16 protein-coding genes are annotated in these 22,604 nt (G+C 71.8%); 12 read left to right on the forward strand and 4 right to left on the reverse strand.

Translation table 11 applies throughout. The features are described from left to right. Positions 1 to 58 precede the first annotated feature (58 nt). On the forward strand, positions 59 to 634 hold the full coding sequence (locus tag TA3x_RS03515; RefSeq protein WP_435018718.1) for a DUF1579 family protein: 576 nt from the start codon (positions 59 to 61) through the stop codon (positions 632 to 634). A 75-nt stretch (positions 635 to 709) separates the two neighbouring features. Here TA3x_RS03515 and TA3x_RS03520 read toward each other — a convergent pair whose 3' ends face one another. Further along, positions 710 to 1,249 carry a BON domain-containing protein gene (locus TA3x_RS03520; protein ID WP_435018719.1) on the reverse strand — a complete coding sequence of 180 codons (540 nt, stop codon included), beginning with the start codon at positions 1,247 to 1,249 and terminating at the stop codon, positions 710 to 712. A 252-nt stretch (positions 1,250 to 1,501) separates the two neighbouring features. Here TA3x_RS03520 and TA3x_RS03525 point away from each other — a divergent pair, with 252 nt between their 5' ends. Both TA3x_RS03525 and TA3x_RS03530 read left to right on the forward strand, forming a co-directional pair. Then, entirely contained in the window at positions 1,502 to 2,401 is a 900-nt protein-coding gene (locus TA3x_RS03525; RefSeq protein WP_435018720.1) for a DUF4886 domain-containing protein, read from the forward strand. A 62-nt stretch (positions 2,402 to 2,463) separates the two neighbouring features. Further along, on the forward strand, positions 2,464 to 2,688 hold the full coding sequence (locus TA3x_RS03530) for a hypothetical protein (RefSeq protein WP_435018721.1): 225 nt from the start codon (positions 2,464 to 2,466) through the stop codon (positions 2,686 to 2,688). A gap of 24 nt (positions 2,689 to 2,712) precedes the next feature. On the opposite strand, the gene TA3x_RS03535 is transcribed toward TA3x_RS03530, so the two are convergent. Then, positions 2,713 to 3,987, reverse strand: a complete 1,275-nt coding sequence (locus TA3x_RS03535; RefSeq protein WP_435018722.1) for a metal-dependent hydrolase family protein — start codon at positions 3,985 to 3,987, stop codon at positions 2,713 to 2,715. Between the two features lie 234 nt (positions 3,988 to 4,221). Here TA3x_RS03535 and TA3x_RS03540 point away from each other — a divergent pair, with 234 nt between their 5' ends. The 9 genes from TA3x_RS03540 (at position 4,222) to TA3x_RS03580 (ending at position 15,139) form a co-directional block, all read left to right on the forward strand. Next, the gene (locus TA3x_RS03540; RefSeq protein WP_435018723.1) at positions 4,222 to 5,460 is read left to right on the forward strand and encodes an aldo/keto reductase; all 1,239 of its coding nucleotides are present in this window, start codon (positions 4,222 to 4,224) and stop codon (positions 5,458 to 5,460) included. Between the two features lie 164 nt (positions 5,461 to 5,624). Beyond that, positions 5,625 to 6,014, forward strand: coding sequence for a thermonuclease family protein (locus TA3x_RS03545; RefSeq protein ID WP_435018724.1), 390 nt, complete (start codon positions 5,625 to 5,627; stop codon positions 6,012 to 6,014). A gap of 148 nt (positions 6,015 to 6,162) precedes the next feature. Next, a complete protein-coding gene (locus tag TA3x_RS03550) occupies positions 6,163 to 7,059 on the forward strand; it encodes an amidohydrolase family protein (protein ID WP_435018725.1) in 897 nt (298 codons plus the stop codon). Continuing rightward, positions 7,056 to 7,868: an amidohydrolase family protein gene (locus TA3x_RS03555; RefSeq protein WP_435018726.1), complete on the forward strand. Its 813-nt coding sequence runs from the start codon at positions 7,056 to 7,058 to the stop codon at positions 7,866 to 7,868. Before TA3x_RS03550 ends, TA3x_RS03555 begins: the two co-directional genes overlap by 4 nt. Before the next feature lie 20 nt (positions 7,869 to 7,888). After that, positions 7,889 to 9,199, forward strand: a complete 1,311-nt coding sequence (locus TA3x_RS03560; protein WP_435018727.1) for a DegT/DnrJ/EryC1/StrS family aminotransferase — start codon at positions 7,889 to 7,891, stop codon at positions 9,197 to 9,199. A 30-nt stretch (positions 9,200 to 9,229) separates the two neighbouring features. Continuing rightward, complete coding sequence (locus tag TA3x_RS03565; RefSeq protein ID WP_435018728.1) at positions 9,230 to 12,202, forward strand: PVC-type heme-binding CxxCH protein; 2,973 nt, start codon at positions 9,230 to 9,232, stop codon at positions 12,200 to 12,202. Continuing rightward, positions 12,199 to 13,002 carry an amidohydrolase family protein gene (locus TA3x_RS03570; RefSeq protein ID WP_435018729.1) on the forward strand — a complete coding sequence of 268 codons (804 nt, stop codon included), beginning with the start codon at positions 12,199 to 12,201 and terminating at the stop codon, positions 13,000 to 13,002. The genes TA3x_RS03565 and TA3x_RS03570 overlap by 4 nt, the downstream gene beginning before the upstream one ends. After that, positions 12,999 to 13,787: an amidohydrolase family protein gene (locus TA3x_RS03575; RefSeq protein WP_435018730.1), complete on the forward strand. Its 789-nt coding sequence runs from the start codon at positions 12,999 to 13,001 to the stop codon at positions 13,785 to 13,787. Before TA3x_RS03570 ends, TA3x_RS03575 begins: the two co-directional genes overlap by 4 nt. 29 nt (positions 13,788 to 13,816) lie before the next feature. Then, positions 13,817 to 15,139, forward strand: a complete 1,323-nt coding sequence (locus tag TA3x_RS03580) for a DegT/DnrJ/EryC1/StrS family aminotransferase (RefSeq protein WP_435018731.1) — start codon at positions 13,817 to 13,819, stop codon at positions 15,137 to 15,139. A 15-nt stretch (positions 15,140 to 15,154) separates the two neighbouring features. On the opposite strand, the gene TA3x_RS03585 is transcribed toward TA3x_RS03580, so the two are convergent. Both TA3x_RS03585 and TA3x_RS03590 read right to left on the reverse strand, forming a co-directional pair. Further along, positions 15,155 to 18,118 (reverse strand): PVC-type heme-binding CxxCH protein, encoded by a 2,964-nt coding sequence (locus TA3x_RS03585; RefSeq protein WP_435018732.1) that lies wholly within the window; start codon positions 18,116 to 18,118, stop codon positions 15,155 to 15,157. Between the two features lie 103 nt (positions 18,119 to 18,221). After that, positions 18,222 to 22,508 carry a DUF7133 domain-containing protein gene (locus tag TA3x_RS03590; protein WP_435018733.1) on the reverse strand — a complete coding sequence of 1,429 codons (4,287 nt, stop codon included), beginning with the start codon at positions 22,506 to 22,508 and terminating at the stop codon, positions 18,222 to 18,224. Between the last annotated feature and the right edge of the window lie 96 nt (positions 22,509 to 22,604).

Consider the following 22,604-nt stretch of genomic DNA (forward strand, 5'->3'; position numbering starts at 1 on the left):
CACAATCCTGTGTGCTTTTGTTCAGGTGTCTCGGCTGGTGTCCAAGGAGGCTGTTTCCATGCGTCGATCGATGCTCGCCCTCGGCCTGCTGTTCCTCGGTTCAGCCGCGTTCGCCCAGGATCGCGTGGCCGCCCCGGCCCCGGGCCAGGAGATGCCCATGCCCAAACCCGGCCCGGAGCACGAAGTCCTCCGCAAGGATGTGGGCGTCTGGGATGCCACCATCGAACTGACGATGGAGCCGGGCGGGAAGCCGGAAGTCACCCGGGGGACGGCGACGAACACCATGGTCGGCGGCTTCTGGCTGGTCGAGGACTTCCAAGGGGAGATGTTCGGCAAGCCCTTCCACGGCCACAGCATCACCGGGTGGGATGCTTCCCGGAAGAAGTATGTCGGCACCTGGGTGGACTCGATGTCCCCGGGCTTCTCGGCGGTCGTGGGGACGGTCGACCCCAAGACCCACGCGATGCACGCGACGGTCGAGGGCCCGAGCCCGCAGGGAGGCGCCATGAAGATGCGGTCGACCACCGAGTGGAAGGGGGATGGCACGCGCGTCTTCACCATGTTCTCGCCCGAGGGCCAGGGCGAAGAATTCGCGATGATGAAGATCACCTACAAGCGACGCGCCGCGAAGTGACCGCCGATCGCACGAAAAAGGCCGCCGGTCATCCGAGTGAGGATGCCCGGCGGCCCGGTGATTCCTGCCTGCGGATCAGGGCTTGATGATGACCTTCGAGCCGACCGGGGCGGTCGGCTCGATCACGGTGGTGGAGGACGGGGTCTCGATGATGTGGGCCCCGGGGCGGCTCTCGATCACGCGGGCGGGCGGCGTCACCTCGATCACGCGGGGATCGGGCTTGGCCTCGATCACCTTGACATCCTTCACGACGCCGAGCTGATCGACGACGCTGGTCACGCCCGTCGTGTTCTCGGTCAGGTCGATCACCCGGGCCCGGGCGGCTTCGGACAGCACGGAGCCCTGGAGCACGACGACCCCACCCGGCTGGGCTTCGAGGCGGAGGGTCGACCCGGCGAGCTGCTTGTCCCAGTCGATCCGCTTGCCGACCCGGGTCAGGACGTCACGCTCCTGCGCGGTGATCTGACCGCGGACGATCTCGGTCTCGACGGTCGCCCGAATGTTCTTTCCCGTCTGATCGAGGGCGCGTCCGGCCCGGCGGAGGGGGCCGTCCTGGGCCTGGGCTGAAGCAACCAGGGCGATGGAGAGGGCGGCTGCGGTGAATGCACGGATCATGGGCGGCTCCAACCACGAGAGGGCGGTATGGGGAAGAGTCCAGGGGATGCGGAGCCTTGGTGTGTCGTTCCGACTGGTAAGCAACCGGTGTGCCAGGGATCGATGCGGCCCGCCGCCGGCCGGATTGCGATCGGGGTCCTAGGAGCGACCCTCCCGGCTGGATACGATGCAAGTCCGCGAGCCGCACCGGCCCGAAACCACGCCCCCACGCCCGACCCATCGGCGTCCCCGTAACCCGCCGGAGCTTGATCCGTGAAGCGACCCCTCCTGACATTCTTCGCCTTCCTGGCCCTGGCGTGCGCGGCGTCCCCCGCGCACGCGAAAACGGTCCGCGTCTTCGCCATCGGCAACAGCTTCTCGGGCAATGCCCTGAAATACCTGCCGAATATCGTCCGGTCGGCCGATGACGAGATCATCGTCAAGCACGCCACGATCGGCGGATGCCCTCTGGAACGGCACTGGAAAGGGGTGGAGGCCTCCCTGGCCGATCCGGAGTCCAAGGAAGCGAAGATCTACGCGGGCAAGTCGCTCAAGGAGCTGATGGGCGACACCCGCTGGGATGTCGTGACGATCCAGCAATACTCGATGTTCTCGCCCAACCCGGAGACGTATCAGCCCTTCGCCACGAAGTTGCGCGATTATGTCCTAACGCTCCAGCCCCAGGCCCGGGTCGTCGTGCATCAGACGTGGGCCTATCGCGTCGACTCCAGGGATTGGGGCTTCGTGGGGCCGGGGACGCATGCGAAGGATCAGGCCGAGATGTGGGAGAAATCCCGGGCCGCCTATCGTCGGGTCGCCGCCGACCTGGGCCTCGGCCTCATCCCCGTCGGCGACGCATTCCACGCGGTGGATATCGACCCGGACTGGGGCTACCGGCCCGATCCCGCCTTCGACCCCAAGCACGCCAAGGAACCGATTCTGCCCGACCAGTCGCGCTCGCTCCACGTCGGCTACAACTGGAAGGCCGGCAAACTCGCCTTCGACTCGCACCACGCCGGCCCCGCCGGCTGCTACCTGGCCGGGCTGGTCTGGTACGCGACCATCTTCGATGCCTCGCCCGAGAAGGTCACCTTCGCCCCGCCCGATGTCCCGGCCGACTTCGCCGCCCACCTCCGCCAGGTCGCCGCCGCCACGGCCCGGGCCGACAAGTAAGCCCGACCTCGCCCGGCCAGTCGCGTGGGCGTGGCGGATTTCCACTTGCGGGGAAACTTGCGATGACGACGCCGAAGTGCATGAAGTGCTCCGGGGCGATGGAAGAGGGATACATCCTCGAAGCAACCAATGGGGCCGAGGGCGTGGCTACCTGGATCCGGGGGGCGCCCGAGCGATTGGGCTGGAGGGGACTCAACACAGGCGGCAAGGCGAGGATGGAGGTCGCGTCGTTCCGCTGCGTCTCCTGCGGGTTCCTGGAATCGTACGCCCGGCCGAAGTCGACCTGACCGGCGCATCGGGCCGTTCTCGATTCAGGGCCCTCGGTGGATCGTGCCGCCCTTCATCACGAGCCGCACCCGGCGCAGGGCGCCGATCTCCCGCGTCGGGTCCCCCTCGACCGCGACGAGGTCGGCGAGCCGGCCCGCCTGGACCTCCCCGATCTTCCCCTCCCGATGCAGGACCCGCGCGGCCACGCCCGTCGCCGCGCGGAGGGCCTGGGCCGGCGTCATCCCGAACTCCACGAGCAGCTCGATCTCGCGGGCCCCGTCGCCGTGGGCGAACACGCCGATGTCGCTGCCGTTGACGATGGTCACGCCGGCATCCCGGGCCGCCCGGAAGCTGGCGCGTTTCTCGCTCATCCGCCGCGAATCGAAGCGGGTCGGGGGCCCGATGCCTTCGTAGCGGTCGTAGGCCTCCGCCGCAGCGAGGGTCGGGCAGAACGCCACGCCGTGCTGCGCCATCAGCCGGAACTCCTCGGCGCCCCCCTCGTCGCCGTGCTCGATCGTCTCGACCCCGGCGAGCGTCGCCCGGCGCATCCCTTCCTTCGACTCGGCGTGGGCCACGACCGGCACGCCCGCGTCCCTCGCCGTGGAGACGATCAGCCGCAGCTCCTCCGTCGAGAAGGCGGGCTTCGCCCCCGGCGTCGGGCCGTGCGGGGTGTCGGCGTAGACCTTGATCCAGTCCGCACCGCCGCGGATCTGCCCCCGCACCACGGCCCGAAGTCCCTCGCCCCCCGCCTCCTCCGCCCCCTGGGGCAGGCCACCATGCTCCGGGGCAAACCCCCGGGGCGCGTAGCTGCCCGTGGCGACGATGGCCCGGGTCGCCACGAGCAATCGCGGGCCGGGGATGATCCCCTGGTCGATGGCCGACCGGATGCCGACGTCGGCGAACCCCGCCCCCTCGGTCCCCAGGTCGCGCAGGGTGGTGAAGCCGCTCAGCAGCCCGGCCCTCGCGTGGGCCGTCGCCCGGCAGATGCGCTCCGCCAGGGGCTCCCGCAAGACCTGATCCTCCCACTTCGTTTCGTCGTAGGGGTGCAGGAGCAGGTGCGAATGGGCGTCGATGAGCCCCGGCAGGAGCGTGGTGCCGGGCAGTTCGATGGTCCTCGCTCCGGGCGGGACCGCCACCTCGGCCGCCGGCCCTGCCGCCGCGACCTTCCCCCCGGCCACGATCACGACCCAGCCCGGGTGCGGCGCCTCGGCCGAGCCGTCGAAGACGCGATCGGGCTTGAGAAGGAGGGACGCCTCGTCGGCGGCCGCCAGGGCGTGGGCGAAGCAGGCCGTCGCCAGGATCGTGCAGAGTCGACGCATCGAGGACCTCCGCCTTTTGCGAATCGCATCCGGGGCCGCCGCGATCGCCCCGCCGGTCCCCATCTTGCCCACGCCCCGGGCCGGCTGGAAACGGGGTCGATCCGGGCGGATCGGCGGCGGCCCGATTGCCGGGTCGGGGATTGGACGGTCGGCCGGCACGCCGGTATCCTGGGGCAAACGCCGCGGGCCATCGAGTCGGATCCCCGGGCGAGGCACGAACCAGGAGCGCGGACGATGGACCATGCGGGACCGGCCGAGACCGACCGACGCGGCTTCCTCCAGGCGGCCGCCGTGCTCGCGGCCGGGGCCGCCGCGGCCCAGGCCCAGGACAAGGCCGCGCCGGCCCAGCCACGGGTCCTGCCCCGGCGGAAGCTCGGCAGGACCGGGGCCGAGGTCACGATCCTCAACCAGGGGGCCGTCCGGAGCGAGGCCATCGACCGGATCTTCCGCGCCGCGTTCTCGGGCGGGATCCGGATGTTCGACGCCGCCAAGGCCTACGGCAACGAGCCGCTGTTCCGGAAGTGGTTCGAGCAGGACCCGAAGGTCCGCGACGAGATCTTCCTCGTCACCAAGGACGAGCCCAAGGAGCCGGGCCAGCTCGTCGGCATGCTCGACCAACGGGTCGAGACGCTCGGCATCAAGCAGGTGGACCTGTTCTTCGTCCACGGGCTGGGCGACCACCACACGACCGACGAGGCCCTCCGGTTCCTCCGGAGCCCGGAGTTCGCGAAGGCCGCCGACGCCATGAAGAAGTCGGGCAAGACGAAGTTCGTCGGCTTCTCGGCCCACCACAAGGACCGGGCCGAGATGATCAAGGTCGCCGCCCAGACCGGCGTGGTCGACGCGATCATGCTGATGTACTCGCCGTTCCTGGAGAAGGACTCCGAGCTGAACCGGGCGCTCGACCTCGCCTACGAGAAAGGGATCGGCCTGATCTCCATGAAGCAGACGGCGGGCAAGTTCCTGGGCGACAAGTCGCGGACCAAGGACGACGTGCTCGGCGACGTGAAGGCCCGCGTCCCCGCCCTGGCCGAGCGGAACCTCACCCCGTTCCAGGGGCTGCTCCACGCCATCTGGACCGACGAGCGGATCAGCTCGGTCTGCGTCTCGATGCGCAACACCGACCAGATCCGCGAGAACGTCGACGCCGCCGGCCGCTTCGAGCCGCTCAAGCTCGCCGACATCCGGGCCCTGAAGGAGGCCGTGCTCGCCCACGGCCCGACCCTCTGCGCCGACTGCGATGGCCGGTGCTCGGCCGCCGCCGGGACGGGCGCCGCGCTCGGCGACCTGGCGCGGTTCTACACCTACCACGAGCACCACGGCGACCGCGCCGAGGCCCGTCGGCAGTATGCCGCCCTGGCCGCCTCGCACCGCGACTGGTCGGGCGCCGACCTCGCCGCCGCCCGGGAGGCCTGTCCCCAGAAGCTCGACTTCGCCCGGCTGTTGCCCGAGGTCGATCGCCTGCTCGGCTGAGGCCCGGCGGATCGGAAAGTGGCCGCCCGCCCGATCGACCCGCGTCGGGCCGGCGGCCGCGCCCCGGCCGTCCCCGCACGGCGAAAGCGAGCGGCGTGGCCGCAGGGATGATGGCCGGTCGCATCGCGCGGCCGGCGGCCCGATCCCCTGCGCCGAGTTCCCCCATGAATCCCCAGCCCTGCCCGTCCCAGGCCTATGTCTACAACGGCCGCGTCCTCCGGGTCATCGATGGCGACACGCTCGACGTCGCGCTCGACCTCGGCCTCCTGCTCTCCACGACCCAGCGGCTCCGCCTCGTCGACGTCAACGCCCCGGAGATGCATGGGCCGTCGCGCCCGTCCGGGCTGGCGGCCCGCGACTACGCCCGTGGGCGGCTGGAAGGCCGGGACGTGGTGATCCGCACGTCCCGGAGCGATGCCTTCGGCCGCTGGCTCGCCCGCGTCTGGGTGGCCGACGATGGGGCCGGCACGCCCGGCACCGCAGTGGACTTCAACCACGAGCTGGTGGCCCGGGGGTTCGCCGTGCCGTTCCTGGAGGGGACCGGCGGGGTGTAAACCCCCGGGCCGGAGCCGGCCGTCGCGGCGTCCCGGATTCCCGGGCAGGGCATCGACCCGGGCCCGGCCATGCCCTAAGATCGCCGGACCGGCCCACGCCGGCCCGCCCTACGCCCACCCGGCCCCGCCCCGTGGAGACCCGTCCGGCATGAGCGAGGACCGCCCCCGTTCGCGACGATCGTTCCTGAACCGGGCCGTCGCCGCCTCCGTGGCCGCCCCGGCCTTGATCGCGGGCCCGGCCGGATCGACCCTGGTCCGGGCCGACGAACCGGCCCGCCGGCCCCCGGTGATCGACTGCCACGCCCACCTCCAGCACCGGAGCCTCCCGAACTGGGATCGGGACGACCGGAGGCTGATCGCCGCGGCGGACCGGCTCGGGATCGACAAGCTCTGCTGCTCGACCCTCACGCCCAAGCGCCCGTCCTCGGCCGAGGGCTTCCGGGAATGCAACGGCTGGACGGCCGACGGGATCAAGCGGTTCCCCGGACGCGTGCTCGGCTACTGCTACGTCAATCCCATGTATCAGGCCGAGGCGCTGGAGGAGATCCGCCGCCGGGTCGGCGAGGGGTTCATCGGGATCAAGCTCTACAACGAGCGGAAGTGCACCGACCCGATCGTGGCCCCGATCGTGGAACTGGCCATCGAGCTGGGCGTGCCGATCCTCCACCACGCCGGGCACCTCCATTACCGCCTGGACGACCAGCCGTTGATCTCCGACGGCGGCGACCTCGCCGTGCTCGCGTCCCGCTATCCCGAGGCCCGCCTGATCTGCGCCCATGCCTGCGGCGGGGGCGACTGGGAGTGGACGATCCGGGCGCTCCGCCACGCGCCCAGCGTCCATCTCGACATGAGCGGCAGCGTCCTCGACGCCGGGGTCGTGGCGATGGCCGCGAAGGTGCTGGGCGCGGGCCGGCTCCTGTTCGGCTGCGACATGTCGATGACCGCCGGGGTCGGCCGGATCCGGGGCGCCGGGCTCGCGCCGGACGACGAGGCGCGGGTCATGGGCGGGAACATGGAGGCGCTCCTGAAGGGGCGGGGCTCATGATCGTCGACGTCAACGCCTACCTCGGCCCGTTCGCCTTCCGCCGGCTCCGCGACCACACCGCCCCGGCCTTGCTCCGCCGGATGGATGCCGGGAAGATCGACCGGGCCGTCGTCTCCAGCGCGGCCGCGATCACCTATCGGAACGCCCAGGAAGGCAACGAGGAGCTGGCCGAAACGATCGGCCCCCACGGCGACCGCCTCACCCCGTTCGCCGTCATCAACCCGGCCTATGCGGGCTGGGAGGACGACCTCAAGGCCTGCCACGAACGCCTGGGCATGGTCGGCCTCCGCCTCTACCCCCGCTGGCACAACTACAAGCTTTCGGATGCCTCCTGCCTCGACCTGATCGACGCGGCGACGGCCCGGGGGATGATCGTCTCGATCCCGTTCCGGGTCGAGGACCCCCGGCAGAGGAGCTGGCTGGTCGACGTGCCCGACCTCGGCTTCCCTGAGGTCGCGGCCCTGATCGCCGCCCGTCCCGACGCCCGGTTCATCCTGCTCAACGGACTTGGCTACGCCCGGTCCCCGCTCGGTCGGAAGGACGGCGGGCTGCCGGCCAACTACATGGTGGAGTTCTCGCGGATCGACCCGTTGCTGTCCGACGAGTTCGCCGGCCTCCTGGACGCGATCGGCCCCGGCCGGATCGCCTTCGGGACCGGGATGCCGTTCCACGACCCGGCCCCGGCCCTGCTCAAGCTCGACGTCCTGGACCTGCCCGCCGACCGGAAGGCCCTGATCGCCGGGGGCAACGCCGCCCGGTGGCTGGCCTCGGCGGGACGGGCCCGCCCGGATCCAAAACGAACCCAATGAGGCCGGGGGAGGGCCCGACGATGCGAGGTGATGACGAACGGCGGACGCGGCGGGATGTCCTGAGGTCGGCGGGGGCGGCCGCCGCCGGCCTGGCGGGGCTCCCGACGACATCGGCGGCCGACGAGCCGGCGATGCTCGGCGGGCCGCCCGCCGTCGCCGCGTCGGACCGGGCCCACGCCGATGCGTCACGCTGGCCGATCTACGGGCCGGAGGAGGAGAAGGCCGTCCTGGATGTCCTCCGCCACCCCGACTACGGCCCGGTCGCCGCGCTGGAGGCCGACTGGCGGGGCTTCCTCCAGGTCCCCCACGCCAAGGCCCATTGCAACGGGACCTCGGCCATCGCCTCGATGTTCTTCGCCCTGGACCTCCCGCCGGGCAGCGAGATCCTGGTCCCCAGCTACACCTTCTTCGCCACGATCGTGCCGATGCGTTTGTTCGGGCTGGTGCCCGCCTTCGTCGACGTCGATCCCCGGACGCTGAACCTCGACCTCGACGACGCCGCGAAGCGGCTGACCAGGCATACCCGGGCGATCTTCCCGGTGCACTGGATGGGCCTGCCCTGCCCCATGGACGAGGTCACGGACTTCGCCGACCGCCACGGCCTCGTCGTCCTGGAGGATGCGGCCCACGCCCACGGGGCCTCCTACCGGGGCAAGAAGATGGGCGCCTGGGGGCGGATGTCGATCTTCAGCTACCAGACCTCCAAACCCTTGCCGGCCCTGGAAGGCGGCATGGGGGTCTACCGGGAACGCGCCGACTACGAGAGGGCGACGACCTTCGGCCATTCCGATGCCCCCCCGTCGTTCCCCGAGAACAGCCCCTATCGCAAGTACGCCGGCACCGGCCTGGGACTCAAGCTGCGGATGCACCCGATGGCCGCCGCGCTGGCGCGGGCCCAGCTGCGGACGATCGACGACCGCAACCGGCATGGCGTGGCCCGGGTCCGCGCCCTGAACGACCGGATCGCCCGCCTGCCCGGCCTGACCGAGCCGCCGGTGAAGGCCGGCACGGAGCGGATCTACTATTCCGCCAACATCCTGTCCCTGGACGAATCGAAGGCGGGGATCTCCCGCGATGCCCTGATCAAGGCGCTGCGGGCCGAGGGGGTCCGGGCCCGGGCCCATCGCTACCCGCTCCAGCACACGATGGCCCTGTATCGCGAGCCGGGCCTGTGGCACCACCCGCCCGCCATCCCCGACCTGCCCGGGTCGGACCAGGCCAACCGGACCGCCATCTCCCTCCCCTACTTCACGAGCGAGGTGCCCGAGCTGATCGATGCCTACGCCCGGGCCTTCGAGAAGGTCTGGGCGCACCGCGATCGGCTCGCCTAGAATCCGGCCGTCACCGAGGATGAACCCGCCATGATCCTGCCGCTGTGCCTCGCCCTGCTCGCCCAGCCGGGGACGGACGCCCCCCCGGCCTTCCCGCGCACGCCGCCGACCGAGCCGGCCGCGGCGGCGGCGACCTTCCGGGTCCGCGACGGCTTCCGCATGGACCTCCTCGCCGCCGAGCCCCTGGTGATGGACCCGGTCGCGGCGGCCTACGACGAGGACGGGCGGCTGTTCGTCGTCGAGATGTCCGACTATCCCCACGTCAAGGCGGAGAACGACAAGCCCTTCGCCGAGAACACCCTCGACCCGCCGGTCGGCCGGCTCAAGCGGCTGGTCGATCGGGATGGCGACGGCACCTTCGACGAAGCCTCGATCCTGGCCGACAAGCTGTCGTGGCCGACCGGGGTGGCGATCTGGAAGGGCGGGGCCTTCGTCGCGGCCACGCCGAGCATCTGGTACATCAAGGACGCCGACGGCGACGGGCGGGCCGAGATCCGCGAGGAGGTCTATCGAGGCTTCCGCAAGTACAACGTCCAGGCCGTGATGAACAACCTCCAGTGGGGCCTGGACCACGCCATCTACGGGGCCGGGTCGAGCAACGGCGGCGACGTCCGGCCGGCCGATGATCCCGCGGCGGCAGCCGTCACGGTCCTCCGCCGCGACTTCCGGTTCTCGCCGGGATCGCGGTCGTTCGAGGCGATCTCCGGCGGGGCCCGGTTCGGCAACACCTTCGACGACTGGGGCAATCGCTTCCTCTGCGACATCCGCAACCCGGCCGAGCATGTCGTCCTGCCCGCCCGCTACCTGGCCCGGAACCCGAAGCTGGCGGTGCCCAAAGCCCTGCACGACATCGCCCCGGCCGGCGACTCGATCCCGATGTTCCGGATCAGCCCGCCCGAGCCCTGGCGCGACTTCCGGGCCCGGCGCTGGGCCGGACGCGGCAAGGTCATGCCCCGGAGCGAGCTGGTCGGCGCCGGCTTCCTCACCTCCGCCAGCGGGCTGACCGCCTACCGAGGGGACGCCTACCCGCCCGCGTATCGCGGGCAATTGCTGCTCGGGGAGGTCGCCAACAACCTCGTCCACCGGATGGCCGTGGAGCCCGACGGCGTCACCTTCCGCGCCCATCGCGCCGACGACGGGGCCGAGTTCGTCGCGTCGACCGACACCTGGTTTCGCCCGGTCAACTTCGTCAACGCCCCGGACGGCACGCTCCACGTCCTGGACATGTACCGCGAGACGATCGAGCACCCCTGGTCGATCCCCGACGACATCAAGGCCGCGCTCGACCTCCGGAGCGGCGAGGATCGCGGCCGGATCTACCGCCTGGCCCCGCCCGGATTCGCCCATCGGCCGACTCCCAAACTCTCCGAGGCCACGACCGCCGCCCTGGTGGCCCTGCTGGAACACCCCAACGCCTGGCACCGCGACACGGCCCACCGGCTCCTGTTCGAACGGCAGGACCGGGGGGCGATCGCGCCGCTCCGGGCCCTGCTCCGGGACAGCAAGGAGCCGCTCGGCCGGCTCCACGCGCTCCGGTCGCTCGACGGGCTCGGCGGGCTGGACGATGCCGACCTGCTGGTCGCGCTCAACGACCCGGACCCGGGCGTCCGCGAGCATGCCGTGGCGCTGGCGGAGCCGAGGCTGGCGAAGTCGGCCCCGCTCCGGGGCAAGGTCGTGGCCCTGGCCGCCGACCCGGCGGCGCGGGTCCGGTTCCAGGTCGCGTTCAGCCTGGGCGAGATCGCGAACTCCGGGCCGGACGCGGTCCCGGCCCTCGCGACGATCGCGGCCCGCGACGCGGGCGACGCCTGGATCCGCACGGCGGTGCTCAGCTCGGCCTCGGAGGTCGCGGCCCCGCTGTTCTTCGCGATCACTGCCGGAGACCGCGCGGGCCTCCCACCGGATGCGGTCCTGGTCCTGAAGTCCCTGGCCGGCCAGGTCGGGGCGGCGGGCGACCTCGGGGCCGCTTCCGGCCTGCTCGGTCGCCTCCGCGACGGTTTCACGGCCGAGGCCCGCGAGGAGATCCTGCTGGGGCTGGGCGAGGGGCTCGGCCGGGTCGGGCGGGTGAGCGTCCTCGCCGCGGCGGCCCGGGATCCCGACGCCGCCGGGCTGGTGCGATCGACCCTGGCCGACGCGGCCGGCGCGGCCCGCGACGACCAGGCCCCGCCCGCCCGCCGCGAGCGGGCCATCGCCCTGCTGGCCCTGGACGATTTCGGCCGGGCCCGCGACGCCCTCGGCCCGCTGCTGGTGCCGGGCCAGCCGCAGGCGATCCAGGTCGCGGCGGCCCGGGCCCTGGCGAAGTTCCCGGATGCGGAGGTCGCCCCGCTCCTGATCGGGCGATGGCCGGGCCTCTCCCCCGCGACACGGGCCGAGGTGATCGCCCGCCTGCTCTCGCGGCCCGCCTGGGCCTCGGCCCTGCTGGCGGCGGTCGAATCCGGCGCCGTCCCGGCCTCGGTCATCCCGGCCGCCAACCGGACACGGCTCCTGGCCGACCGCGACCCGAAGACCCAGGCGTTGGCCAGGGCCCTGTTCGGCGGGGCCTCCCCCGGCCCGAGGGGGGAAGCCTTCGCGAAGTATCGCCCGGCCCTGGACCTCCCCGCCGACCGGGCCCGGGGGGAGAAGGTCTTCGATCGCGAATGCATCGCCTGTCACAAGCTCGGCCAGCGGGGCAACGCCGTGGGGCCGAACCTCGCCTCGATCCGGCGCCGGGCGCCCGACGAGGTGCTGCTCCACATCGTCGACCCGAACCGCGAGGTCGCGCCCGATTATATGGACTATGCGGTGACCCTGTCCGACGGCCGCACCGTGGGCGGGCTGATCGCCGGCGAGACCGCCGCGAGCCTGACCCTCGTGGGGGCCGGCGGCGTCCCCGAGACCGTCCTACGATCGGAGGTCGAGGGGATCGTCGGCACGGGCAAGTCGCTCATGCCCGAGGGGCTGGAGGGGCGGATCGCCCCGCAGGAGATGGCCGACCTGATTTCTTTCTTGCTGGGGCTCCAGGAATGACCGGCCCGCCCTCGTTCCCGATCTGGGACCTCCACACCCACCTGTCCGGTGTCCCCGGCCGCACCCCCGACGAGGTCATGGCCGCGCTGATGTCGTCCGCCGAGCGGATGGGGATCGAGCGGGTGTGCGTCTACATGGGGTTCCCCTGGTCCCACGACCCGTCTCCCGACGACATGAGGCGGCAGAACGACCAGGTGCTCCAGGCCCTCAACCACTGGCACGACCGGGCGTTCGGATTCGTCTACCTCAACCCGAAGCACGCCGAGGCGAGCCTCGCGGAGATCGACCGCTGCGTCCGCGACGGCCCGATGGTCGGCGTGAAGCTGTGGGTCGCCGTCCGGGCCAACGACCCCCGGCTCGACCCGATCGTCGAGCGGGCCTCGGCGCTCAAGGCGGTGATCTTCCAGCACACCTGGATGAAGGTCGCCGGCAACCTCCCCGGCGAGTCGACCCCCATGGATCTGGCCGAGCTGGCCGCCAGGCACCCCGGGTCCTCGTTCCTGTGCGGCCACTCCGGGGCGGACTGGGAGCCGGGCATCCGGGCTGTCCGCTCGCTCCCGAACGTCGCCGTGGACCTGGCCGGCGGCGACCCGACGGCCGGGATCACCGAGATGGCCGTGCGCGAGCTGGGGGCGGAACGGGTGGTCTACGGCAGCGATGCTGGCGGGCGGAGCTTCGCCTCGCAACTGGCCAAGGTGACCGGGGCCGACCTCCCGGGCGAAGCCAAAAAACTCATCCTGGCCGGCAACCTCAAACGCCTGCTCGCCCCCATCCTGGCCGCGAAGGGGGTGAAGCCATGACCGGCCGGATCGTCGATGCGAACGTGAACCTGTCGCGCTGGCCCACCCGCCGGCTCCCGCTGGACGAGACGGGCAAGCTCGCCGCCAAACTGCGATCGCTCGGCGTGGAGGAGGCGTGGGCGGGAACTTTTGACGGCCTGCTCCACAAGGATCTCGCCTCCGCCAACGATCGGTTGGCCCGGGAGTGCCGCGAGATCTCGGCCATTCGCCTCGTCCCGTTCGGGACGGTCAACCCGCTCCTGCCCGACTGGGAGGAAGACCTGCGGCGCTGCGCCGAGGACCACCGGATGCCGGGCATCCGCGTCTATCCGGCCTACCACGGCTACGGGCTCGACCATCCGGCCTTCGCCCGGCTACTGGGCCTCGCCGCCACGCGAAGGCTCGTCGTGGCGATCCCCCTGATCATGGAAGACCAGCGGACCATGCACCCCCGGCTGATCGTGCCCCCGGTGGACACGACGCCCCTGGCGGGGCTGCTGGAAAAGACGCCCGGGGCGAGGGTGCTCCTGCTCAATGCCCTGACGCTCCTGAAAGGGGAGAAGCTCGCGGCCCTGTTCCGGGCTGGCGACGTGTCGGTGGACATCGCCATGCTGGAAGGGGTCGCCGGGGTGGCCAACCTGCTCAAGGCGGTGCCCGAGGATCGGGTCCTGTTCGGGACGCATGCCCCGTTCTTCTATCCCGAGTCGGCCGCGATGAAGCTCCGCGAGTCTCCCCTGGCCGACCCGCAAGCCCGGGCCATCCGGGAGGGCAACGCCCGCCGCCTGCTGACCTGGCCCGAGCCCTGACCGAAGGCCGAAGCCCGGAGGATCGACCCATGAATCCCGATGAGATCGTGACCCGCCGCGACTTCCTGGCCGCCTCGTCGGTCGCCTTCGGCCTCGCCGCAATCGGGGCGGAGGCTGGCGCGGCGCCGGAGGCGAAGCTCGCCCTCCACGGCGGCGAGAAGGCCGTGGGCGAGGCGCCCCCCAAGCTCGCCCGCTGGGGCGAGCCCGAGCGCGAACGGCTGAACGCGATGCTCGGCCAGGACTCGCTGTTCGGCTGGAAGGGGCCGCAGACGGCTCTGTTGATCGAGCGGTTCCGCCGGTCCTGCCCGCTGGAGTACGTCACAACCTGCTCGTCGGGGACCGCCGCGCTCCACATCGCGGTCGCGGCGGCCGGGATCGGGCCGGGCGACGAGGTCATCACCGCCCCGATCACCGACATCGGGACGGTGATCGGCGTCCTGTACCAGCAGGGCGTCCCGGTCTTCGCCGACCTCGTCCGGGACACCTACAACCTCGACCCCGAGGACGTGGCCCGGCGGATCACTCCCAAGACCCGGGCGATCATCGCGGTCCACCTGGCCGGGAACCCCTGCGACCTGGCCGCCCTGAAGGCCCTGGCCGACCGCCACAACCTCGTCCTCATCGAGGACTGCGCCCAGGCCTGGGGGGCCCGCTACGGCGAGTGGCCGGTCGGCACCGTGGGCCACATCGCCTGCTTCTCGCTCCAGAACTCCAAGCACGTCACCTGCGGCGACGGCGGCGTGGTGGCCTCGGGCGACGACCGGTTCGGGCCGCTTTTGCAACGGTTCGGCGACAAGGGCCTGGACCGGCTCGGCAAGGGTGGGCTGTTCGAGGCCCTCGCCCCGAACTATCGGATGAGCGAGCCCCAGGCCGCCGTGGCCGCCGCCCAGCTCGACCGGTTGGAGGAGATCGCCGCGAATCGCTCACGGCTGGGTAACCTGCTGAACGAAGGGATCGCCGGCATCCCCGGGCTGGTGCCCCATCGGGTCCGCCCGGAGGACCGGTGCACCTACTGGTTCTCCATGATGCGGGTCAAGCCCGGCGCCATGAAGTGCGACCGGGCGGAGTTCGTCAAGGCGCTGGTGGCCGAGGGCGTCCCGGCCTCCGCCGGATACATCCCCGTGCCGCTCTACGGCAACCCGGTCTTCCGGAACCACGGCTTCTTCGCCGGCCGCTGGCCGGTCAAGGAGATGGGCCTCACCGCGATGGACTACACCAAGGCCTCCTGCCCGGAGGCCGAGGCCATCCTCGCCTCGGGGGTGCGGATCACGATCCACGAGGGGATGGGCGAGGACTACATCCGGAGCCTGGCCGGGGCGATTCGCAAGGTGTCCGGCCACTACGCCGCCTGACCCCGGCCGGCCGGCTCATTTGGGCGGCTGGGACGAGCGCAGGTAGGCGAACAGGTCGCGGAGCCGGTCGTCGGCGAGGTTGCCCAGCAGCCCCTCGGGCATGGGGGACTTGCGGGCGGCGGCCATCTCCTCGACGAGGTCGCGGGGGATGACCACGTCCCGGCCGTCGCCGCCCCGGAGGGTGATCGACCGGGGATCCTGGTCGATCAGGACCCCGGACAGCGAGCGGCCATCGGCGGTCGATACGTCGACGCCGGCGTACCCCTCGCGGATCTCGGCCGACGGGTTGACGACGTGGAGGAGCATCGCGTCGAGGTCATCGCGGCGGTACGAGGTCAGGTCCGGGCCCACCCGGCCGCCCTTGCCGAACAGGGAGTGGCAGCCCGAGCATCGCTCGACGAAGAGTTTCTCGCCCGCGCGGGGGTCGGCCGGCCCGGCGCGGAGGACGGCGGCGACGCGGTCGATCTCGGCCTGCAACTCGGCCGGGGTGGACGGCCGGACGTCGGCGAAGTGCGCCTTCATCAGGGCGATGAGGTCCGGGTCGCGGTGCCGGAGCAGGCGCTGGACGATATCGGGTGGCAAGGATTTCGGATCGACCCGGCCGGAGTCGACGGCCCGGGCCAGCCGGAGCGCCCAGGCGGGCCGGGTGGCGAGCAGCTCCAGCGCCTCGGCGCGGAGGTCGGGGGTCAGGTCGCCGAGCGTCGCGGCCACGGCGTCGCCGATGGCCGGGTCGGCATAGCGGCGGAGGGCGACCAGGGCCGAGCCCCGGAGCGTCGGGTCGGCCGACCGCGTCGCCAGCCGGGTGAGGGCGGGCACGGCCCGGGGCCGGTCGACCTCGCCGAGGACCTGGACGCAGCGGAGCCGCCGGGCCGCGTCCGCCCGGTCGTCGTCGAGGATCGCCAGGGCGGCGTCGACCGCCTTCGGGTCCCCCTCGCGGAGTCCGAGCAGGATCGAGCCGCCGGGCAGGCTCGCCATCGCCCGGGCCAGCTCGGGCGGGAGCCCCGCCACGGCCCGCCCGGCGAACGCGGCCTCGAAGCCGATCATCAGCCTCCGGACGTCGTCCGGCCCCGGGGCCAGCCGGAGCAGGTCCACGCAGGCGAGCAGGTCCTTCCGCGTGCCCGTCGCGGCCAGCCGGCGCATCAGCCGCCCGACGATCGCGTCCCGGGCGATGGGGCGTGACCAGGTCTCCGGCCCCCGGAACAGCCCGAGCACCGCCTCGCGGTCGGAGTCGGCCTTCGCCTCGATCGCCCACCAGATCAGGAGCGGCTGAAACGGGTCGGAGGCGTCCTCGTCGCGGGCGATCAGGCTCCCGACGATCGGCAGCCCGTCCGTCGCGGGGAGCCGCCGGGCCGTGGCCGCCAGCTGGACCCGGACCTCGACGGCGGGCTCGTCCCGGGCCAACCGGCCCAGGGCCTCGGCGATCGTAGGCGAGGCCCGACGCTCGTCGCCGAGCAGGCGGATCGTCCAGAGCCGGACGAACGGGTCGGCGTGGCCGAGCAGGCGGGCGGCGGCCTCATCGTCGAATCCGCCCGAGAGGTGGAGGCCCCACAGGGCTTCGAGCGCATCCTGGCCGGTCCCCCCCTCGGCCATCGCCCGGAGTCGGGGCCGGGCCGATGCGTCCCGGCGGTCGCCGAGCAGGCGGAGGGCGACCTGGCGATGCCAGCGGTTCGGGTGGCGGAGGAGGTCGACCAACTCGTCGGTCGTCTTTCGCGAGAGGTCGAACGGCGCGACCGGCTTCGCCCCGGCCGCGCGGAGCCGGTAGACCCGGCCGTTGCTCCGGTCCATCTGCCCCTGGTAGTTGCGGGTATGGGTGATCTGGCCGTCGTACCAGTCGGCCACGACGAGGGCCCCGTCGGGCCCGGCCTTGATGTCGACCGGCCGGAACCAGCGGTCGTCGGTCGTGACCGGGAAGCCGATGTCGGCGGTGCGGAAGGTCGAGCCGTCGCCGATCACGTCGCTCAGGACGACGTGGCTTTGCAGCGGGTCGATCCCGAACAGCTTGCCGCGATACGCCGGCGGCAGGTTGTCCCCCTCCTCGATCACGAAGTTGTGGGTGAAGCGGGCGGATTTGGCGTGCTTCATCGCGTCGAAGTAGCCGAAGGCGTAGGGGTTGGAGAGCGGCCCGTGCTTGTCGAACCCCTTGCGGTAATACCCCCCCTGGACGTAGTGGAAGCCCCGGGTGTCGCCCCCGTTGTGGCCCGAGTAGATCCGGCCCTTGCGATCGATCTCGACCCCGAAGGCGTTGCCGCCCCCCTCGGCGAAGACCTCGTAGCGGCGGGTCTCGGGGTGGTAGCGCCAGATCAGCTGGCCCAGGGAGTGGACCGGCTCCTCGGCCGACCCGAAGCGGCGGACCCGGCCCGTGACGGTGCTGCCCTGCGCCGCGTAGAGCCAGCCGTCCGGGCCCCAACGCAGGCTGTTGACGACCGAATGCGTGTCCTCCAGCCCGAACCCTTCGAGCAGCACTTCGGGGTCGCCGTCGGGGCGGTCGTCGTTGTCGCGGTCGGCGTAGAACAGGAGGTAGGGTGGGTTGAGGACGAAGACGCCGCCCCGGCCCCGGGCGCAGGCCGTGGCGATGTTCAGGCCATCGACGAAGGTCTTGTGCCGGTCGGGCCGGCCGTCGCCGTCGGTGTCCTCGTGGATCGTGATCCGGTCCAGCCCGCGAAGGCCCGCCGGCGGCGGGGGCGGGACCTTGTCGTAGACGGCGCGCCAGAAGCTGTCCTTGCTCAGCAGGGTCAGCCCCGCCGGCGCGGGGTACTGGCGATACTCGACGACCCAGAGCCGGCCGCGCTCGTCGAAGTCGAGGAACACCGGCTGGGTGATCTCGGGCTCCGACAGGACGAGGTCGATCGCCAGGTCGGGCGGCGTCTTGAACCGGGCGAGCGACGCCTCGGGCGCGAGCGGGCCGTCGGCGGCCGGGACGGGCGCCACCAGCGCCACCAGCGCCAGCGCGATCCAGGGAAAGAGCCAGGTCGTCCGCATGGCCGATCATCTCCGCGGGATGCGTCGTTGCTCGTCGAGCGCTTGCGGTCGCCCGGCCGGGCCTTATCGGGACCCGGCCGGGGGAATCCCCTCGCGTGAAGGCTTACTTGTTCTTCAGCGATTCGAGGTAGGCGAGGAGCGAGGCGAGGTCGTGGGGCGTGAGCGGGTCGAGCAGCCCGTTGGGCATGATCGATTGCTCGGACTTGCCGCGTTCGTCGATCTCGGACTTGGGGATCAGGACCAGGGCCCCGGTGGCGTTGCGCAGCTCCAACTCGTCGCCGGACTCGCGGGACACGAAACCCTCGATCACCTGGCCGGCGACGGTGGCGATCTTCTGGGTTTCGAAGCCCTGGGAGATCCGGGCGCTGGGCCGGAGGATCGACTCGGCCAGCTCGGTCCGGCTGTAGCGGTTGGTGATGTCGCCCAGGTACGGCCCCTTGACCGGGTCGGACTTGGCCACGGTGTGGCAGTTGATGCAGCTCTGGGACTGGAACAGCCGGGCCCCGAGGGCGGCGTCGCCGGGGTCGGCCAGGACGGCCGGGATGACCCCCTCGAACGGCAGCTTGGCGAGGGTCTTCGACGGATCGACCGAGCTTGCCTTGGCCCCCGTGGTCGGGAGGTCCAGTGCCCGGGCCGCGAACTCGGCGGCCGTCCTGATCTCGGGCCGCATGTCGAACAGGAGCGAGGTGACCTTCACCGCCTGATCCTTGGACCGGGCCAGGCCGATGGCCCTCAGCAGGCGGGCGGCGGACGCCGGGTCCTTCCAGGCGAGGTCGAGGGCCTTCTGGGCCTCGGCGACCCGGGCCGGCGCCGCCTTGGGGTTGTTGGCGATGTGGAGGAGCCGGCCGAAGGCCAGGATGCTCTGGCCGGCGTCGTCCCCGTTGGCCCGCTCGACGATGGCGGCGAGGTCGCGGTTGTTGCCGGCCCCCTGGAGCGACTCGCGCCACAGGCCGAGGAGATCGGTCGCGGGGTTCTTGCTCGCACCGATCGACGCCAGGATGTCCTGGGCCGCGTCGCGGGCCTCCGCCTCCTTGTTGTGCCGCATCAGGGCGCGGAGCGCCCGGACCCGGAGGGCCGGATCGGCATCGGCCGCTGCGATCGACCCGAGGAACTTGACCGCGTCGGCGGCCAGGGCGGGGCGGCTCGCCATCAGGTCGATGGACGCCGCCCGCAACGTCGCATCCTTGTCGGCCAACCGCAGGGCCATCGGGGTGGCATCCTCGAAGTCGATCTTGTGGCGGAGCAATTCGGCCAGGTAGCGCCGGGCCGTGGCCTCATCGGCCTGCTTCAGGGCGGCGCGGAGGGCCCGGTCGGCGGCCTCGGTCCCCTCCCACGAGGTGGGATTGTAGTACGGGCCGCTGGTGTCGGGCCGGGTGCTCCACCACTTCCCCTCGTAGGGGGATTCGGTCGCGTGGAGCCGGCACAGGGCCTTGAAGGCGGCCAGCTTCACCGCGTCGTCCCGGGAAGTTTCCATGACGCGGGCCAAACCGGCGACGGACCCGGATTCGTGGATCGCCTGGAGGGCATGCGTCGCGCCGTAGGCGAGCTTCGCGGCATCCGGGCCGAGCAGGGCCGCGACGCAGGCATCCACGGCGCGGAGGGCGGCCAGCGACTTGATCGCGGCGTGGGCGATCAGCGGGTCGGCGTCGGCGGTCAGCCCGACGAGCTTCGCCGCCGGTTCGAGCCGGCCCAGCCGGCCCAGGCCGATCACCGCCTGGAGCCGGACCCGGGGATCCTTGTCTTCCAGGCCCGCCACGAACGGCTCGATCGGGGTGGTCGCGGCGTCCTCGACCCGGTCGGCGAGCGCCTTGAGGGCGAACTCGCGGACGTCCGGCTTCCCGGCGATCCGCACCAGGGCGTCGTCCGCCTTGGCACCGAGCCCCTGCTTGAGGGTGAAGATGGCGGCGACCTTGCCGGCCAGCGGCAGGTCGATCGTGGCGAGCGCCTCCAGCTTCCGGGCGGAAGCGGGATCGACCCCCCGCCTCAGCAACTCGCGCTGGGCCGCCTGGCGGAGCACGGCGCTCTTCGGCGACCCGATGTGCTGGACGAGCTGGCCGGGGGTCGCCTTCTTGAGGTCGGGGAAGGCGGGCTGGGCGTCGCCGTCGGCGGTGATCCGGATCACGTAGCCGACGTCCGGCTTGGAGTAGGTGAAGCCGCCGTCGCGCCAACTCGACACGTAGATCCGGGACTGGCCGTCCACGTCCATGTCGGTCGGGCGGGGCATCTCGACGAACATCTCCTGCCCGGCCTTGAACCCGGCGCCGCTGGGCGTGAGCGGGTGGCGGAAGATCCCGCCCCGGCCCCACTCGCAGGTGTAGAGGGTGTCGCCGAAGCCCTGGGGGAAGCCCGGCTCCTGGAGATAGAGCGAGCCGCACGGCGAGCCCCCGCCGTAGTCGGCCAAAGGCTGGACGATCTCGTCATTAAACCGGGTGAACAGCGACGGGTAGCCGTAGTTCCCGGTCGGGATCACGTGGCTGAGCCGGACGTCCCAGCCGCCGCCGTCGTTGGTGTTGTCGCGGGTGAACAGGTTCATCCGGGGGTCGATGGCGACGTCGTAGATGTTCCGCTGGCCGCGCGAGACCACTTCCAGCCCCGATCCGTCGGGGCGGACGCGGACGATCCCGCCCCCGAGGAACGGCAGCGTCCGTCCGTCCTTCCCCTCGGCCTTGATGAAGCCGTAGTCCCCCACGGCGACGTAGATCCAGCCGTCGATCCCCTGGCGGATGCCGTTGGTGGTGTGGTCGGCACCGCGGAACTTGAGGTCGAAGCCGATCCCCTTGACCAGCACGTCGGAGCGGTCGGCCTTGCCGTCGCCATTGTCGTCATGGAATGCGGTCAGCATCGGCGGGTGGAGGACGTAGACCGTCCGGTCGTCGACCACGATCCCGCGCGGGCTGTCCATCTCGGCGAACGTGGTGAAGGTGTCGGCCTGCCCGTCGCCGTCCTTGTCGACGCAGCGGACCACGCGGCCCCGGTTCCCCTTGGCGTCGAGCGAGCCGTTCTCGTCGATCGCGACGTAGACCTCGCCGGTGGGTGCGGCGGCCAGGCAGGTCGGATAGCTGATCTCCGGCGGGGCGGCGAACGCCGTGGCGGTGAAGCCGGCGGGAACCTTGACCCCGGCCAACACTTTCTTGCCGGGGGCCGCCGCGGCCTTCGCCGACCCGGGCTCGATCAGTTTCGTGCCCAGGACCTCGAAGCTGTACAGGCTGGCCCACTGCCCCTCGCCCAACGACGTGACGGAAAGCCGGACGTGGCGGATCCCCCGGGCGTCGAATTTGTGAGTCCGGTCGGCATCGGTCGCGGACGCCTTGGTCTGGTCGGAGAGAATCGCCCAGGCCTTGCCGTCGGCCGAGCCTTCGACCTTGTAGCGGTAGGGGCCTTCGAATTCCCAGAGGACGCGGCAGCCGGTCAGGGTCTCGGGCTTGCCGAGGTCGACCTGGAGCCACTGGTCGGGCGAGCCTCCGTCGGCGCACCAGCGCGAGTCGTCGTCGCCGTCCACGGCGAACTCGGGCTTCTTGGCGTCGTCCTGGGACGACGAGGCCGTCGCGGTCTTGCCCCGGGCCAGGTCCTCGGCCTTCTTCGGGGCGGGGGCGGCGGACTGGGCGGCGGCCGGCCTGAGGTACGCGGCGTCGAGCTTGCCCGCCGACCACAGGAGGCCCCGCGTGAGCAGGTTCAGGAAGATCGGGTCGGAGACCTCCTCATTGTGGTGGCCGAGCGTGGTGCCGAAGATCCGCGTCTTCTGGGGGCCGTAGGCGTTGGTCCAGATGCAGACCTCGTCCTTCTTGGTGTCGCGGCTCCGCGCGTGGGCCAGCGGCGTGGCGGTGTCCCACAGCTTGCTGATCAGGTACAGCTCCCCCTTGGGCGTCATCCACGAGTCGCCGAACCCTTCCATGATCGGGTCGGCCTTGGCCAGGTTCTCGACCCGGAACGGGTAGTTCGCCCCGTGCCCGTGCGAGGTCACGCCCAGGAACCGGAACCACTCGTCGGTCTTGTCGCGGTACGAGTGCATGGCGCAGTGGAGGACGACGGCCGGCAGCCCCGCCTTGTGCGGCTTCAGGATCCCCTGAACCCAGGCCGGGTCGGTCACGCCCGAGAAGCATTCGTCGTGGACGATCACGTCGAAGCCCTGGGACCAGTCGGGGTTCTCATACAGGGGGATCTTGGCGTCGGTGGTGGATCCGCCCTGATGGATGATGGTCCACTCGACGTTGGCGCGGGCCGAGACCCCCTGGGTCATCAGGGTCTTCTGCTTCTGGTAGTCGTGGCAGCAACCGCCGGCGACCAGCAGGGCCCGGATCGGCTTCGCGGCCTCCAGGGCGGCGGCGGGCGCGGGCCATCGGACCGGCGCCAGGCCGGTCAACAGGACGATCAGGACGATGCGTCGTCTCATGGGAGTGGGCTCTTGCTGGGTTCGCGCGGACCGTCGATGGCGGCCGGTCGATGCGTCGGGGCATCGGATCGGCATCATCCTGGGCGGGGATGCGAC

Origin of the sequence: Tundrisphaera macrotermitis, from assembly GCF_051175315.1 — a bacterium.
Classification (GTDB): Bacteria; Planctomycetota; Planctomycetia; order Isosphaerales; family Isosphaeraceae; genus Tundrisphaera.

Excerpts from the sequence above, each read along its gene's own strand:
- TA3x_RS03515 (WP_435018718.1), top strand. The coding sequence starts at position 59 with ATGCGTCGATCGATGCTCGCCCTCGGCCTGCTGTTCCTCGGTTCAGCC.
- TA3x_RS03520 (WP_435018719.1), bottom strand. The coding sequence starts at position 1,249 with ATGATCCGTGCATTCACCGCAGCCGCCCTCTCCATCGCCCTGGTTGCT.
- TA3x_RS03530 (WP_435018721.1), top strand. The coding sequence starts at position 2,464 with ATGACGACGCCGAAGTGCATGAAGTGCTCCGGGGCGATGGAAGAGGGA.
- TA3x_RS03535 (WP_435018722.1), bottom strand. The coding sequence starts at position 3,987 with ATGCGTCGACTCTGCACGATCCTGGCGACGGCCTGCTTCGCCCACGCC.
- TA3x_RS03540 (WP_435018723.1), top strand. The coding sequence starts at position 4,222 with ATGGACCATGCGGGACCGGCCGAGACCGACCGACGCGGCTTCCTCCAG.
- TA3x_RS03545 (WP_435018724.1), top strand. The coding sequence starts at position 5,625 with ATGAATCCCCAGCCCTGCCCGTCCCAGGCCTATGTCTACAACGGCCGC.
- TA3x_RS03550 (WP_435018725.1), top strand. The coding sequence starts at position 6,163 with ATGAGCGAGGACCGCCCCCGTTCGCGACGATCGTTCCTGAACCGGGCC.
- TA3x_RS03555 (WP_435018726.1), top strand. The coding sequence starts at position 7,056 with ATGATCGTCGACGTCAACGCCTACCTCGGCCCGTTCGCCTTCCGCCGG.
- TA3x_RS03560 (WP_435018727.1), top strand. The coding sequence starts at position 7,889 with ATGCGAGGTGATGACGAACGGCGGACGCGGCGGGATGTCCTGAGGTCG.
- TA3x_RS03565 (WP_435018728.1), top strand. The coding sequence starts at position 9,230 with ATGATCCTGCCGCTGTGCCTCGCCCTGCTCGCCCAGCCGGGGACGGAC.
- TA3x_RS03570 (WP_435018729.1), top strand. The coding sequence starts at position 12,199 with ATGACCGGCCCGCCCTCGTTCCCGATCTGGGACCTCCACACCCACCTG.
- TA3x_RS03575 (WP_435018730.1), top strand. The coding sequence starts at position 12,999 with ATGACCGGCCGGATCGTCGATGCGAACGTGAACCTGTCGCGCTGGCCC.
- TA3x_RS03580 (WP_435018731.1), top strand. The coding sequence starts at position 13,817 with ATGAATCCCGATGAGATCGTGACCCGCCGCGACTTCCTGGCCGCCTCG.
- TA3x_RS03585 (WP_435018732.1), bottom strand. The coding sequence starts at position 18,118 with ATGCGGACGACCTGGCTCTTTCCCTGGATCGCGCTGGCGCTGGTGGCG.
- TA3x_RS03590 (WP_435018733.1), bottom strand. The coding sequence starts at position 22,508 with ATGAGACGACGCATCGTCCTGATCGTCCTGTTGACCGGCCTGGCGCCG.